This window comes from Streptomyces sp. NL15-2K (assembly GCF_030551255.1).
GTDB lineage: Bacteria > Actinomycetota > Actinomycetes > Streptomycetales > Streptomycetaceae > Streptomyces.
The window spans coordinates 3,651,441-3,665,294 of sequence record NZ_CP130630.1 but is presented as its reverse complement, the minus strand read 5'-3'; the positions used below and the strand labels follow the sequence as shown (position 1 = coordinate 3,665,294).

Sequence of the window (13,854 nt, the reverse complement as noted above, 5' to 3'; positions counted from 1 at the left end):
AGGCTGCGGCGCCGCTCAGGCTGGTACCAGAGTCTTCTTATCCTGGTAGCGGGACCACCTGGAATCAGGCTCCGGGCGGCGGCAGGCTGGAGGCATGACGACCATGGCCCAGGAGACGGCCCAGGAGACGGCCCAGGAGACGACCCAGGCGGCCGACGGTAGCGGCGGTACGACTGTGGCGGCGATCCGGCGGCACGAACTCGCCGCCTTCCTGCGCCACCGCCGCGAGCACATCACCCCCGAGCAGGTCGGCCTGCCGCGCGGCCGACGACGCCGTACGCCGGGCCTGCGCCGCGAAGAGGTCGCCCACCTCTCGGCGGTCGGCGTCACCTGGTACACGTGGTTGGAGCAGGCCCGGGACATCCAGGTCTCCGTCCAGGTCCTGGACGCGCTCGCCCGCACCTTGCTGCTCGACCCCAGCGAACGCGCCCATCTCTTCCAGCTCGCCGGGGCCGTGGACCCGACGCCGGCCACCAACTGCCCGTCGATCACGCCGGCGCTGCGGGCCGTGCTGGAGCAGCTCGAACCGGTGCCGGCCTGTGTGCAGAACAGCCGGTACGACATCCTCGCCTACAACCGCACGTACGGCCTGCTGCTGTGCGACCTGGACGCGGTGCCCCCCGAGGACCGCAACTGCATGATCCTTTGCTACACGCACGAGGAGTGGAGTTCCTCGATCGTGCACCTGGAGGAGACCCGGCGCCTGATGGCCGCCCGTTTCCGCGCCACGATGGCCGGTCACCTCGCCGAGCCCGCCTGGAAGATGCTGCTCAAACGGCTGCGCGCGCAGTCGCCGGACTTCCGCGCGGCCTGGGACCGGCACGAGGTCGGTGCGCACCGGGTGCGGCGCAAGGAGTTCCTCAACCGGTACGTCGGGCGGGTCGTCGTCGACCACACCGACCTGTGGCTCGGGCCGCAGACCGGGCCGCGCATGGTGACGTACGTACCGGCGGACGAGGAGTCACGGGCCCGGCTGGAGCGGCTGCACGCGATCGCCCGGGAACGGGAGGCGGAACGGGGCTGAAGCACTGGCCGGGAACCGGGAACTCCTCCGGACCTGGGATGACTCTGCGAAGTGCGGGAACTCGGGCGGTCCGAAAGGTGAGGTCCGTCCGAGGAGAGTCGAGAAGGCCATGGCTGAGCAGAGGGTTGAGGAAAGGGCCGAACAGAAGATCGCCCAGCCGCTGCGAGCGGCGACCTCGGTGTTGAGCAAGGTGCCGGGCGCCGGGTTGGTGGGGCGGGCGGCCGAGGGCACGCTGGACAGGATCGGAGCGGTGTCGCCGCGCGGGCGGCGGATCGCGGTGTACACGGGCGCCGGGGTGCTCGGCGTCGCGGGCGTCGTGGAGTGGCCGGTCGCGATCACGGGGGCGGCGGTGGCGTGGCTCACGCAGCCGCGGGGAGACAAGGCGGAGGAACACAACCCCGGGACCAACAGCGACGCCACGCGGAGCGGCGGATCGGACGACGCCCACGGCGAGGCGCCCACGCCGCGCGTGATGCCGGCGCACGCCCCGCCGCACGCCCCGTCCCCCAGCAAGTCGTCCGCGCGGGAGACGCGGGAGACGCGGGAGGCACGGGAGGCGCAAGAGGTGGAGCAGGCGGAGCAGGCGCAGCACACGGCGTCGCCGCCCCCCACGCCCTCCGGCAAGCTGCCCACCCACACCCATACGAACGGCTGAGGGCGATCAATGAGCCGTGGACTTCTCACCCTTTCGTCGTCGGCGGCCGCCGGGGTACTCCTGACCGGCCCGCGCCTGCTCGCACGCGGCACGGCACCCGCGGTGGGCGCGGCCGCCGGAGCGGCGGCGGGCACGGCCAGGGCCGGTGTCCGGACCGCGGACTTCGCGCTGGGCCTGGCCCGAGTGGCCCGTACGGCCCTCCCGGGCAGCCCTCACGACTGGCGCTCCGGCACCAGAGCTCACCTGGCCCTGCGGGAGGCCGCGGCGGGGGAACCACTCCCGCTCCGCGAGCCGACCGAGCCGATGGAGCCGACCGAGCCGATGGAGCCGACCGACGCGCAGGCCCCACCCTCCGACACTCAGGCCCCACCCTCCGAATCCACCGCCCTATCCACCGCCCTTGAGCAGGCGGTCCCCCCGTCCCGCCGTACCGAACACCTCGCCCGGCGCGTCGCCGAGGCCCTCGCCGAGCACCCCGACGTGGCGTTCGCGTACTGGGACCGAGGGCTGGCCCGGCTGGTCGTGGCGGCCACCGAGGAAGCCGTCAGCGACCGGGTGATCGAGCGGGCCGCCGCGCTCGCCGAGCGGCACGGGCTGGTGCCGGACGAGGACGGCGTGGAGGAGCTCGCCCACCCCGGCGATCCGGCCTCCGTGCGGGCCGCCGCCGCCACGCTCGCCGCCGATGCTGCGGGCGTCGTGGCGGCCCTGACCGGGTCCATGCTGCGCCTGCCGCCCTCACCCCGCCTGGTGACCGCCGGCGTGACCCTGCTGCGCGAGAACCCCCGCTTCCGTGCCTGGCTGCGCGGCCGGCTCGGCAACTCCCGCATGGACATGGCCCTCGCCCTCGCCAACGCCGCAGCCCACGGCGCCGGACACACCCCCACCTCACTCCTCCTCGATGGCGCCCTGCGCACCTGCCAGCTCGCCGAGGCGATGGTCCGTACGGCCACCTTCGAGACCGTGCACGACCAGCTGTGCGCGCCCGGCCGGGACAGCGTGCCCGCGGATCCCGCCGTACGCCCGCCGCTGAGGACATCCCCGGCCCAGGAGTACGCCGCGCACGCCTCGGCCGGCAGTGTGGCGGGCGCCGCCGCGACCCTGCTCGTCAAGCACGACGTCCGAGAAGCGGCGGAGGCGGTCCTGGCCGGCTCGCCCAAGGCCGCGCGCTACGGTCCCGCCGCCTTCCACGCCGTACTGAGCGGCGCCCTGTCCCGGACGGGTGTCCTGGTGCGCGACCCGGACCGGCTGCGGCAGCTGGAGATGGCCGGCACGGTCGTCCTCCACCCCAGCGCGCTCAGGACACCCGGCGCGGGCGCCGACCCCTGGGTCGAGGCCGTCCTCGACGCGGCCCGGCGCGCCGGACTGCGGGTCGTCGTCGTGGACGATCCCGCACTCGCCGACTTCACCGGCCTCGCCGACCAAGTCGTCCCCGCCGACCGGCCGTTGAGCCGAGTGGTGGACGAACTGCGGGACGAAGACGGCGGCATCGTCACCGTCGCCCGTCCCCGTCCGTACGACGACGCCGAGGTGACCTCCGGGCTCCTGCGCGGTGACGTGGCCGTCGCCCTCACCGACGGCGGCGGCCAGGTGGTGTGGGGCGCCGACCTCCTCGCGCCGCACGGCCTGCCCGACGTATGGCGGCTGCTGACCGCCGTACCGGCGGCCCGTGCCGTCGGCCACCGCTCCCAGACCCTGGCCCGGTCCGGCGCCGCGCTGTCCGGGCTGCTCGTGGCCGTCGGCGAGTCCCGCCGGGGCCGCCCCACGCCCCTGCCCGGTCTGCGGCACGCGCCCGTCGACGCGAGCGCGGCGCTCGCCCTGTTCAGCGGGGCGCGCGCCGCCCTCGGCGTGGCGGCGGCCCGCGCCCCGCACCCCCGGCCCCGGGTGGCCTGGCACGAGCTGGACCCGGACGACGTCCGCGAACGGCTGGAGCACCAGGCACCCCCGGAGACGACCGCCGTCGAGCAGGCGACCGCCCGGGTGCGCGCGGTCGCCGACGCCGTCGTACGACTCCCCGTGCTGGCCCCCGTGCGATCGTCCCTGCAACTCGGCCGGGCCGTACGCGGCGAGCTGCACGATCCGCTCACCCCGGTCCTGGCGGTCGGTTCGGCCGCGTCGGCGATCCTCGGCTCCGTCGTGGACGCCCTGCTGGTCCTCGGCGCCCTCGACCTCAACGCCCTGGTCGGCGGCATCCAGCGGATGCGCGCCGAGCGCGCGCTGAGCGGACTGCTCGCCCAGCAGAAGCAGAAGGCGAGGGTCGCCGACTCCCCCGAGGAAGCCCATGTCGTCGACGCCGCCAAGCTCAGCCCCGGCGACGTCATCGACCTCAAGGCCGACGACGTCGTGCCCGCCGACGCCCGCCTGCTGTGGGAGGACGGTCTGGAGGTGGACGAGTCCGCGCTGACCGGCGAGTCCCTGCCCGTGGACAAGGCCATGGACGCCACTCCGCATGCCCCCGTCGCCGAGCGGCACTGCATGGTCTTCGAGGGCACGACCGTGGTGGCCGGACGCGCCCAGGCCGTCGTCGTCGACACCGGCGACCGCACCGAGGCCGCCCGGGCCGTCTCCCTCGCCGCCCGGGTCCCGTCGGCCGCCGGAGTGCAGGCCCGGCTCCAGGAACTCACCCGCAAGGCACTGCCGTTGACCATGGCGGGCGGCGCCGCGGTGACCGGCCTGTCGCTGCTGCGCGGCACGCCCATCCGGCAGGCGGTGAGCGGTGGAGTGGCGGTCGCGGTGGCCGCCGTACCCGAAGGGCTGCCGCTGGTGGCCACGGTGGCGCAGCTGGCCGCCGCCCGCCGGCTCAGCAGCCGCGGCCTGCTCGTGCGCACCCCGCGCACGCTGGAGGCGCTGGGCCGCATGGACACCATCTGCTTCGACAAGACCGGCACCCTCACCGAGAACCGGCTGCGGCTGGTGCGCGTGGCCGACGCCGACGGCACCGTTCACACCCTCGACGCGCCCGACGCGGACGGCCCGCTGCGGGTCGCCGCCCGCGCCTGCCCCAGCCTGAACGGCGACGGCGACTCCACTCGCCCGGCCCACGCCACCGACGAGGCCGTCCTGGACGCCGCCGGACCCGACCCGGAGTGGACCCAGACCGAGGGCCTGCCCTTCGAGGCCGCCCGCGGCTACGCCGCCGCCGTCGGGCGGGCCGGGGACGGCACACCGGTCCTGGTCGTCAAGGGCGCCCCGGAGACCGTCCTGCCGGCCTGCGCCGACCTCCCGGACCACATCTCCGACGCCGCCCAGTCGCTGGCCCGGGACGGACTCCGCGTCCTGGCCGTCGCCCGACGCCCGCTGAAGGAGGACGACGAGGCGACGGACGTACTCGAAGAGCCGCTGCGCGATCTGGAGTTCACCGGACTGCTGGCCCTGGCCGACGTGGCCCGCGAGACGTCCCCCGCGCTGGTGCGCGGGCTGCGCGAGGCGGGCGTACGGCCGGTCGTGCTGACCGGCGACCACCCGCAGACCGCCCGTGCCATCGCCGCCGACCTGGGCTGGCCTCAGGACGCCGGCGTGGTCACCGGCGACGAACTCGCCGCCGCCGACCGGTCGGCCCGCGCCCGGATGCTGCGGGACGCCGACGTCGTGGCCCGGGTCGCGCCCGAGCAGAAGCTCCAGGTCGTGGAGTCCCTCAGGGACGCCGGCCGGGTGGTCGGCATGGTCGGCGACGGCGCCAACGACGCCGCCGCCATCCGCGCCGCCGACATCGGCGTCGGCATCAGCGCCCGCGGCTCGGCCGCCGCGCGCAACGCCGCCGACCTCGTCGTCACCCGCGACGACCTGTCGGTGCTCATCGAGGCGGTCCACGAGGGCCGCGCCCTGTGGCACAGCGTCGCCGACGCCATCGCCATCCTGATCGGCGGCAACGCCGGCGAGGTGAGCTTCGGCATCGTCGGCACCCTGCTGTCGGGCTCCGCGCCGCTGTCCACCCGCCAGATGCTGCTGGTGAACCTGTTCACGGACCTGTTCCCGGCGATGGCGGTGGCGGTGACGCCGGAGCAGCAGGAGGAGACAGCCGACACAGGGCCTGCCGAGACAGGGCCTGCCGACACAGGCCTTGACGAGCCTCTGGGTACGTCCGTCCTGGGCGCGCCCCTGATCCGCCAGATCCGGCACCGCGCCCTGACCACGTGCCTCGGCGCGACCGCCGCCTGGCTGTTCGGCCGCTTCACCCCCGGTACGGCCCGCCGCTCGACGACCATGGCCCTGTGCGCCGTGGTGGGCACCCAACTGGCCCAGACCCTGGCCGACCGCCGCGACAGCCCGCTGGTCCGCCTCACGTCCCTGGGCTCGGCGGCCGTGCTGGTCGCCCTGGTGGAGACACCGGGCGCGAGCCAGATGGTCGGCTGCACGCCCCTGGGCCCGGTCGCCTGGGCGGGGGTGGCGGCGGCGATCGCGCTGGCGCTGGCGGGACAGCGGGCGCTGCCGTACGTGGAGGAGGCCGTGCTCAAGCGGTGGCCGGCGTTGGCCGCTTGATTCTCCCGACTGTTCTCTTCCCCTCTCTTCCCCGTCCCCATGTCACAGAAGTCCGGGTCTGTCTCGTCTCTGTGATGAGAGGCAGTTCCGGAATCAGTGAGGTGAGGGTTGTGCGGGTGTTCGTGGCAGGCGGGACCGGGGCCATCGGGAGGCGGCTGGTGCCGCAGCTCGTGGCCCGGGGCCATCAGGTGACGGCTACGACGAGGAGCGCGGCCAAGGCGGGCTCGCTGAAACAGCTGGGCGCGGAGGCTGTCGTGATGGACGGGCTGGACGCGGTGTCGGTCGGTGAGGCGGTGGCCGCGGCCCGGCCGGACGCGATCGTGCATGAGATGACCGCGATCTCCGGCAAGCCCGACATGCGGCACCCCGACCGGTTCTTCGCCACCACCAACCGGCTGCGCATCGAGGGCACGGACCACCTGCTGGCCGCCGCCCAGGCGACCGGCGTGCCCCACGTCGTCGTGCAGAGCTTCGCGCAGAGCTACGGGCCCGGCGCGGGGCTGCTGACCGAGGAGGACCCGATCGACCCGGGCAGGGGGACGATGGCGCGCAGGCTCTCGGCAGGGGTCCTGCACATCCAGGACGTGGTGCCCAAGGCCGGTGGCACGGTCCTGCGATACGGCGGGTTCTACGGGCCGGGCGCCAGTGACGACGTGGTCGAGTTCGTGCGCAAGCGGAAGTTCCCGCTCGTCGGGGAGGGCACCGGCTGGAACTCGTGGGTGCACCTCGATGACGCGGCGAGCGCGACCGTACTGGTCGTGGAGCAGCAGGCGAGGGGTGTGTTCAACATCGTCGACGACGAGCCCGCCCAGGTCCGCGAGTGGCTGCCCTATCTGGCCGCGTGCGCGGGGGCGAAGCGGCCGATGCGGGTTCCCAGATGGCTGGCCAGGCTGCTGGCCGGGGAGTTCGCGGTGACCCTGATGACCGAGGGCCGTGGCTTCTCCAACGCCAAGACCAAGCGGGAGCTCGGCTGGGAGCTGCGTCATCCCTCGTGGCGCCAGGGCTTCAAGGAGGAGCTCGCGTGACCCGCACCGAGGACTTCGAGGAGCTACGACCGCTGCTGTTCTCCATCGCCTACCGGATCCTCGGCAGCGTGAGCGAGGCGGAGGACGCGGTCCAGGAGACCTGGCTGCGCTACGCGGCCTCCCCGACACGACCCACGTCGACCAAGGCCTTCCTCTCGGCCGTGGTCACCCGGGTCTCGATCGACGTCCTGCGGTCGGCCCGCGTCCGGCGGGAGGAGTACGTCGGGCAGTGGCTCCCCGAGCCGCTGCTCACCGACCCCTACGAGGACCCGGAGCGCTCGGCGGAGCTGGCCGACTCGTTGTCGATGGCGGCCCTGTTGCTGCTCGAGCGCCTCAGCCCGCTGGAGCGGGCGGTCTTCGTGCTGCGGGAGGTGTTCGGGTTCGGCTTCCCCGAGGTCGCGTCGGCGGTGGGCAGGTCGGAGGCGGCGTGCCGCCAGCTCGCGGTGCGGGCGCGGCGCCACATGGACGCCGGGCGCCCTCGGTTCGAGGCGGACCGCCGGGAGCGGGAGGAACTGGCGGCGCGCTTCTTCGAGGCGCTCCGGGAAGGCGACGTCGAGGGCCTGCGGGAGTTGCTCGCCGCCGATGTCCAGCTGGTCGGGGACGGCGGCGGCAAGGTCCCGCAGCTGGCCAGGGACATCATCGGCGCCGACAAGGTGGCCCGGCTGCTCGCCTCGGTCTTCCCCTCGGTCGTCCGGATCGGAGTGGAGTTCGAGCAACGCGAGGTGAACGGCCAGCCGGGCGCGGTCCTCCGTGACCGGGACCACAGGGTGCTCAACACCTTCACGCTCGACGTACTCGACGGACGGATCCAGATGATCCGCTCGGTGAGCAACCCCGACAAGCTCGCCCACGTGGGTCCGGTGGCGGACGCCTGGGCGCTCAGCCGCGAGTTCAAGCAGGCTCTCCGCCCACGGACCGACCGTCGCCGCTGACCGCGCTCCGGACCGCTCGCCACAGGCCCGAGGCACTTACGGCGCTCCAGGGTGCGCACCTAGTGCCGCGGCAGGCAACGTTTGCCCCGTCGCGACGCCCGGCACGCTCCCCCACTGCCCTAAAGGCGTGGGAGGTGCCCCCACTCGCCGCACCGGGCACAGACCCAAGTACATCCAGTACGAGGGCCTGCGCCCGGCACGCCGAGAGCACGCACCGGACGCCGCTCCTTGACGGGCAAACGTTGCCTGCCGCGGCACTAGTGCCCCGACAGGCAACGTCCGCCCCGTCGCGACGCCCGGCACGTGCTCTCGCCGCACCGGCCGAAAGCCCAAGTACGTCCAGTACGAGGGCTTCCGGCCGGCACGCCGAGAGCACGCACCGGACGCCGCTCCTTGACGGGCGAACGTTGCCTGCCGGGGCACTAGACGCGGACGCCCGCAGCGTCCCGCACCTCAGGGGACTCCAGTCGCTCGGCCGTCCGCGCCGCCGTCCGCCGAGCCCAGCGCCCGCTGGTCAGGGCGCCCAGGACGAGCACCGCGACACCGCAGCCGACGAGGATCCACCACCCCGGCGCGGCGGCGGAGACGAAGGCATCCCGGTACGACGACGCCCCCACGCCCGCCGCCAGCACCGCCCCGATCACCGCGACGCCGAGCGTCTGCCCCAGCTGCCGGCTGGTGGAGGCGACGGCCGCGGCCACCCCGGCCTGGCTGCGCGGCATCCCGGAGACCGCCGTGTTGGTGATCGGCGCGTTGACGAATCCGAAGCCGATGCCGAACAGGGCGTATCCGATGAACAGCGTGACGTCGGACGTCTCGGCCTCGAAGCCGGCGAAGAGCAGGGCGCTCGCGGTCATCGCGACCCCCGCGACCAGCAGCGGCACGCGCGGCCCGAGGGTGCCGACCAGACGGCCGGACAACGGCGCGCACAGGAAGGTCGGGACGGCCATCGGCAGCATCCACAGCCCCGCGTGCAGGGCGTCCAACCCCCGCACGTTCTGCAGATACAGCGTCGACAGGAACAGGAAGCCACCCAGCGCCGCGAACGCGCTCATCGCGATCACCGTGGCCCCACTGAACGGCGCCGAGCGGAAGAACCGCAGGTCGATGAGGGGGTCAGTGCGTCGAGGCTCGTACCGGAGCAGCCCGACCAGTGCGGCCACCGCGATCACCGCGAACGGCAGCACGGTGACGACGCCCGAGTTCGGCGCCTCGATGATCGCGTACGTGAGCGAGCCGAACAGCGCGATCACCAGGACCTGTCCGACCGGGTCGGGGCGCCGCGCCTTGGGCGCACGGGACTCGGGAACGTACCGCAGGGTGAGCACGAGCGCGGCCAGCCCCACCGGCAGATTGATCCAGAAGATCAACCGCCAGCCGACCGACTCCACGAGCAGCCCGCCGACCAGCGGCCCGGCCGCCATCGAGATGCCGACCACCGCGCCCCACGTCCCGATCGCCCGCGCCCGCTCGCGCGGGTCGGTGAAGGTGTTGGTGATGATCGACATGGCGACCGGGTTGAGCATCGAGCCGCCCACCGCCTGCACCATCCGGAAGGCGACCAGCGCACCCAGGTTCGGGGCGACGGAGCACAGCGCGGAGCCGACCGTGAAGACGACCAGGCCGGCCATGAAGACGCGCTTGCGGCCGATCCGGTCGGCCGTGGATCCCGCGAGCATCAGCAGGGAGGCCAGGACCAGCGTGTACCCGTCGATCGTCCACTGCAGACCGGACGTACTCGCGTGCAGTTCGCGCTGCATGGACGGCAGGGCCACGTTGAGCACGGTGTTGTCGAGGCTCACGATCAACAGGCTCATGCAGCAGATCGCGAGCACCAGCATGCGGCGGCGGGAACTGAGCTCGGGCATGACCCTCATCGTACGCCGAAAATGATAGTGCGTCTAACTAACGAATTTCCCAGCTCATGGCGCGGCACAATGGAGAGATGTCCACGCCCCTGCAGATCGGTCCGCACCCCGTCCAGCCGCCCGTCGTCCTGGCCCCCATGGCCGGGATCACCAACGCGCCTTTCCGCACCCTGTGCAGGGAGTTCAGTGGTGGCAAGGGCCTGTTCGTGAGCGAGATGATCACCACCCGGGCGCTGGTCGAGCGCAACGAGAAGACCATGCAGCTGATCCACTTCGACGCGACCGAGAAGCCGCGCTCGATCCAGCTGTACGGCGTCGACCCGGCGACCGTCGGCAAGGCCGTCCGCATGATCGCGGAGGAGGACCTGGCCGATCACATCGACCTGAACTTCGGCTGCCCGGTCCCGAAGGTGACGCGCAAGGGCGGCGGTTCCGCGCTGCCGTACAAGCGGAACCTGCTGCGGGCGATCCTGCGGGAGGCGGTCAGCGGGGCCGGGGACCTCCCGGTGACCATGAAGATGCGCAAGGGCATCGACGACGACCACATCACCTACCTGGACGCCGGGCGGATCGCCGTCGAGGAGGGCGTGAGCGCCATCGCGCTGCACGGCCGTACCGCCGCCCAGCACTACGGTGGCACGGCCGACTGGGACGCCATCGCCCGGCTGAAGGAGCACGTCCCGGAGATCCCGGTGCTCGGCAACGGAGACATCTGGTCGGCGCAGGACGCGCTGAGGATGGTGCGGGAGACCGGGTGCGACGGGGTGGTCGTCGGGCGCGGATGCCTGGGGCGGCCTTGGCTGTTCGCGGACCTGGTGGCGGCGTTCGAGGGCCGACAGGACTTCCGTGAGCCGGTGTTGCGGGAGGTCGCCGACGTCATGGTCCGCCACGCCACCCTGCTCGGCGAGTGGATCGGTGACGAGACGCGCGGGGTCATCGACTTCCGCAAGCACGTGGCCTGGTACCTGAAGGGCTTCGCGGTCGGCTCGGAGATGCGCAAGCGGCTCGCCATCACCTCGTCCCTTGAGGAACTCCGCGCCGGGCTGGACGAGCTGGACCTCGACCAGCCCTGGCCCGCCGGCGCCGACGGGCCCCGCGGCCGTACGTCCGGCAACAACCGGGTGGTGCTGCCGGACGGCTGGCTGAAGGACCCGTACGACTGCGTGGGCGTGAGCGAGGACGCGGAGCTGGACACGTCCGGGGGCTGACTCCGGACAAGGGCTCAGTCCTTGGAGGAAAAGGGCTCAGTCCTTGGACGGATGGGGCGTCGAGCCGTACGCCGTCAGGAACCGGTCGCGGAACGAACTCATCTTCCACACCGGGGCGTCGGTGGCGGGCTTGATCCCGTCCGTCCAGTTCCAGTTCGCGACCTTGTCGAGGACCTTCGGGTCCTTGGCGACGATCGAGACGGGCACGTCACGGCTGGCGTTGTTGCCGCTGACCCGGGCGATGGGCTGGTGGTCGCCGAGGAAGACGAGGACGGTGTCGTCGGTGCCGTAGCGCTCCATCCACTGGGTGAGGCTGGTGATGGAGTAACTGATGGACTTGCCGTACTCCTGCTGGGAGAGGTCGGAGTCGGTGAGGACCTCCGAGGAGTTGCGGCCGGCCTTCGCGATGGGCCCGAAGATCTTGCCGTCACCGAGCTGGTCCCAGCCGACCATCTTCGGGATCGGCGCCCAGGGCTGGTGACTGGACGTGAGGATGACCTCCGCCATCAGCGGCTTGTCGCGCTTCTTGCCGTGCACCTGGCGCTGGAAGGCCTCCAGCGCGTACTGGTCCGGCATGGTCGACCAGCTGAACTTCGGCCCCTTGTAACCGAGGTCGAAGGCGTCGTAGAGCTTGTCGAGGCCGTACCACTTCTGCTCCGGCCAGCCCTTCTGCACACCCGGCATGACGCCGACCGTGTCCCAGGCGCCCGTCTTCTGGAAGGCCTTGGTGAGGGTGAGGTGGTCGCCGGCCGTCACCGTGCGGTAGCGCTGCTGGTTGTCGATCCACAGGCCGGACATGGTGGTGGAGTGGCCGAGCCAGCTGCTGCCGCCGAACGTCGCCGACGTCAGCCAGCCGCTCTTGGCGTGGTAACCGGCCTTCTTCAGGGCCTCGTTGCTCACGTCGAGGGTCTGGTTGACGCCGGGGGCGATGTCCGGGTCCTCGACGGCGCTGCGGCCGTAGCTCTCGATGAAGGTGAAGAGTACGTCCTTGCCGCGCAGGTCGGGGACGAGCTGGTCGGCGGGGGTGTTGCCGAAGGTGTCGGCCTTGGCCTCCTTCGCGAAGGCGGCCTCGTCCCGGAGAGTGTCCTTCACCCGCCTGGCCTGGGTCTCCAGGGCGCCGGCGGCGCGGTTGGAGGCGATCGGCATGCCGTTGAACTGGAGGCCGAGGGTGGAGCAGGTGATCCACACGGTGCCGGCGATGAGCGTGGCGCGGGTGGAGGCCTGGGTGTTGCGGACGAGCAGATTGCTGAGCCGGACGGTCGCGAGGGCCATGACGACGAACAGCATGACGATGAGGAGGCCCGCGCCGATGGTGGCGCCGACGGCCATCGCACGCCCCATGGAATCCTCGACATAGGCCTGGGCGTCGTCCAACAGCCCCCAGTCGAGGACGAGATTGAAGCCCCGGCCGAGATACTCGGTGAACCCCATGTCGAGCAGATTCACCACGGTCAACGCCCCGAGCACTACCCCGAACAACGCCGCCACACCCATCCGCACCCGCCGCGGCAACGCGAGCAACACGGCAGCCCCCACGATCGCCTCCGCCGGCAACCGCGTGAACCGGTTGCTCTGCAACGAGGCAAGGGTGTTGGGCAGCAGCAACGCCCCGAAGACGAGGAGGACGGCGAGGGCGGTGGTGGTCCAGTAGAGGGTGCGGGCGGCAACGGGATACCGGGTCCGCCAGGCACGCCAGTGGGCCAGACGGGATCTGGGGGTGGGGTGGGAGGGGGCGGTCTCATCGGCGGGGACGGCGGCTGGTTGGGGCGCTGCGGCAGGTTGAGCGGCGGCGGGCGGTTGGGCCGCTGCCTCTGCCCGGGCGGGCGGCTCCGGGAGGATCTGGTCCTCGGCGGGGGCATCCGGCTCCGCCGGGACCTCGGCGGATGCCACCGGCTCGGCCGGGACCTCGGGGGATGCCTCCGGCTCGGCCGGGACCTCGGGGGATGCCACCGGCTCGGCCGGGACCTCGGGGGATGCCACCGGCTCGGCCGGGTCCTCGGGGGATGCCACCGGCTCGGCCGGGTCCTCGGCGGGTGCCACCGGCTCGGCCGTGTCACTGGCCGGTGTCTCTGGCGGAGCCTGTCCCTCGGCCGGTGGCTGAGTCCTGGCCGTGTCCAGGGCCGGAGTCTCCGGCCTGGTCTCGGTCTCGGTGGGGGCGTTCGGCTTGGCCGGGTCACCGGGCGGTGCCGCTGGCCGATCCTGGTCCTCGGCTGTTGCCTGTGGCTCAGCCTTGGCCTCGGCGGGGGCCTCCGGCTGGGCTGTTTCGTCAGCAGAGGGGTGGGGCTTGGTCAGGTTTCCGGCCGGTGGTTCCGAGGCGGCCGTGTCAGCGGCCGGTGCCTTCGGCCCGGCCGGGTCCTCGGCGGGTGCCTCCGGCTCGGCCGTGTCACTGGCCGGTGTCTCTGGCGGAGCCTGTCCCTCGGCCGGTGGCTGAGGGTTGGCCGTGTCAGCGGCCGGTGCCTTCGGCCCGGCCCGGTCCTCGGCGGGGACATCCGGATCGGCCAGCACCTGGGCGATGGTCTCCGGCTCGGCCGGAACCTCGGTGGGGGCATCCGCCCCTGCTGTGCCCTCGGTCGGTACCTGTGACCCGGCCTGCTCCTCGGCGTGGGTCTCCGGCTCGGCCGGCCCGGCGGGAGCCTCGGGCTCGGCTTCCCCAGCAGGCCCGCCCG

At 72.9% G+C, this 13,854-nt stretch carries 8 protein-coding genes; 6 read left to right on the top strand and 2 right to left on the bottom strand.

Annotated elements, in window-relative coordinates:
- Window positions 1-94 precede the first annotated feature (94 nt).
- The 5 genes from Q4V64_RS16130 (at window position 95) to Q4V64_RS16110 (ending at window position 8,112) form a co-directional block, all read left to right on the top strand.
- Window positions 95-1,024 carry a helix-turn-helix transcriptional regulator gene (locus Q4V64_RS16130; RefSeq protein ID WP_253267185.1) on the top strand — a complete coding sequence of 310 codons (930 nt, stop codon included), beginning with the start codon at window positions 95-97 and terminating at the stop codon, window positions 1,022-1,024.
- Between the two features lie 109 nt (window positions 1,025-1,133).
- Window positions 1,134-1,679, top strand: a complete 546-nt coding sequence (locus tag Q4V64_RS16125) for a hypothetical protein (protein ID WP_253267186.1) — start codon at window positions 1,134-1,136, stop codon at window positions 1,677-1,679.
- A gap of 9 nt (window positions 1,680-1,688) precedes the next feature.
- Window positions 1,689-6,155: a cation-translocating P-type ATPase gene (locus tag Q4V64_RS16120; protein ID WP_172629379.1), complete on the top strand. Its 4,467-nt coding sequence runs from the start codon at window positions 1,689-1,691 to the stop codon at window positions 6,153-6,155.
- 101 nt (window positions 6,156-6,256) lie between these two features.
- Entirely contained in the window at window positions 6,257-7,180 is a 924-nt protein-coding gene (locus tag Q4V64_RS16115; protein ID WP_253267187.1) for an NAD(P)-dependent oxidoreductase, read from the top strand.
- Entirely contained in the window at window positions 7,177-8,112 is a 936-nt protein-coding gene (locus Q4V64_RS16110) for an RNA polymerase sigma-70 factor (protein WP_124442441.1), read from the top strand. The genes Q4V64_RS16115 and Q4V64_RS16110 overlap by 4 nt, the downstream gene beginning before the upstream one ends.
- A 422-nt stretch (window positions 8,113-8,534) precedes the next feature.
- Here the strand turns inward: Q4V64_RS16110 and Q4V64_RS16105 are convergent, their stop codons facing one another.
- Window positions 8,535-9,980, bottom strand: coding sequence for an MFS transporter (locus tag Q4V64_RS16105; protein ID WP_124442444.1), 1,446 nt, complete (start codon window positions 9,978-9,980; stop codon window positions 8,535-8,537).
- A 77-nt stretch (window positions 9,981-10,057) separates the two neighbouring features.
- Here Q4V64_RS16105 and dusB point away from each other — a divergent pair, with 77 nt between their 5' ends.
- Window positions 10,058-11,188: a tRNA dihydrouridine synthase DusB gene (dusB, locus tag Q4V64_RS16100; protein WP_172629380.1), complete on the top strand. Its 1,131-nt coding sequence runs from the start codon at window positions 10,058-10,060 to the stop codon at window positions 11,186-11,188.
- Window positions 11,189-11,224: 36 nt separating this feature from the next.
- On the opposite strand, the gene Q4V64_RS55005 is transcribed toward dusB, so the two are convergent.
- Window positions 11,225-12,892, bottom strand: a complete 1,668-nt coding sequence (locus Q4V64_RS55005) for a CDP-alcohol phosphatidyltransferase (protein ID WP_124442459.1) — start codon at window positions 12,890-12,892, stop codon at window positions 11,225-11,227.
- Window positions 12,893-13,854: the final 962 nt, after the last annotated feature.

Coding starts and splice junctions, on each gene's coding strand:
- Q4V64_RS16130 (WP_253267185.1), top strand. CDS start 95: ATGACGACCATGGCCCAGGAGACGGCCCAGGAGACGGCCCAGGAGACG.
- dusB (WP_172629380.1), top strand. CDS start 10,058: ATGTCCACGCCCCTGCAGATCGGTCCGCACCCCGTCCAGCCGCCCGTC.
- Q4V64_RS16105 (WP_124442444.1), bottom strand. CDS start 9,980: ATGCCCGAGCTCAGTTCCCGCCGCCGCATGCTGGTGCTCGCGATCTGC.
- Q4V64_RS16120 (WP_172629379.1), top strand. CDS start 1,689: ATGAGCCGTGGACTTCTCACCCTTTCGTCGTCGGCGGCCGCCGGGGTA.
- Q4V64_RS16125 (WP_253267186.1), top strand. CDS start 1,134: ATGGCTGAGCAGAGGGTTGAGGAAAGGGCCGAACAGAAGATCGCCCAG.